At 48.1% G+C, this 466-nt stretch carries 4 tRNA genes; all 4 read right to left on the bottom strand.

The annotated features are described in order from the left end of the window. Positions 1 to 6 precede the first annotated feature (6 nt). The 4 genes from ACJ2A9_RS23820 to ACJ2A9_RS23805 all read right to left on the bottom strand — a co-directional run bounded on the left by ACJ2A9_RS23820 (position 7) and on the right by ACJ2A9_RS23805 (position 455). Positions 7 to 82, bottom strand: a tRNA-His gene (locus ACJ2A9_RS23820). Positions 83 to 93: 11 nt separating this feature from the next. Continuing rightward, a tRNA-Tyr gene (locus ACJ2A9_RS23815) sits at positions 94 to 178 on the bottom strand. Positions 179 to 191: 13 nt separating this feature from the next. Continuing rightward, positions 192 to 267: transfer RNA gene (locus ACJ2A9_RS23810), tRNA-Phe, on the bottom strand. 112 nt (positions 268 to 379) lie between these two features. Then, a tRNA-Asp gene (locus ACJ2A9_RS23805) sits at positions 380 to 455 on the bottom strand. Between the last annotated feature and the right edge of the window lie 11 nt (positions 456 to 466).

Here is a 466-nt window from a genome sequence, read left to right as displayed (position 1 = left end):
AGTTTATGGGGCGGCTGATGGGAATCGAACCCACGAATGCCGGAACCACAATCCGGTGCGTTAACCACTTCGCCACAACCGCCATTATAAAAGTGGTGGAGGGGGACGGATTCGAACCGCCGAACCCTGAGGGAGCGGATTTACAGTCCGCCGCGTTTAGCCACTTCGCTACCCCTCCACTAAAAAATAAGTGGTGGCTCGAGACGGAATCGAACCGCCGACACGAGGATTTTCAGTCCTCTGCTCTACCGACTGAGCTATCGAGCCAAGTTTTAAATTTAAAATGTATAATGTATAATGTAAAATTTAAAATTAATGTAAGTGTTTCACCGAAGTCTCCTTTTGAGCAACATCACAATTCTACATTTTACATTAAAAATGGCGGACCCGACCGGGATCGAACCGGCGATCTCCTGCGTGACAGGCAGGCATGTTAACCGCTACACCACGGGTCCATGATTTTAAA

Origin of the sequence: Anaerobacillus sp. MEB173 (assembly GCF_052119505.1) — a bacterium.
Classification (GTDB): domain Bacteria; phylum Bacillota; class Bacilli; order Bacillales; family JBJMAU01; genus JBJMAU01.
This window is presented reverse-complemented; position numbering and strand designations above follow the sequence as displayed.